Consider the following 230-nt stretch of genomic DNA (forward strand, 5'->3'; position numbering starts at 1 on the left):
GTCTCTTTTACTTTTAACTCAGCAGCATCTTTAATGATCGTTGTTCCTTCTGCTTGTGTCGCTAGAAGCGCTATAATTGGAATCTCGTCGATAAGTCTTGAAATCACATCACCAGAAATTTCAATCCCTTTTAATGAAGAGGTCGAGATCGTTAAATCACCATATGGTTCTCCACCTTTTGCATCTACTTCATTGATCTCAAGATTCGCACCCATTTGTTTCAGAACATC

1 pseudogene is annotated in these 230 nt (G+C 38.7%); it reads right to left on the bottom strand.

Features of this window, described 5'->3' with window-relative positions:
* Positions 1-230, bottom strand: a pseudogene (locus SB658_RS28125) (3-phosphoshikimate 1-carboxyvinyltransferase); the annotation flags it as partial.

The sequence above is a fragment of the Bacillus sp. SIMBA_008 genome, from assembly GCF_046535495.1.
Classification (GTDB): domain Bacteria; phylum Bacillota; class Bacilli; order Bacillales; family Bacillaceae; genus Bacillus; species Bacillus subtilis.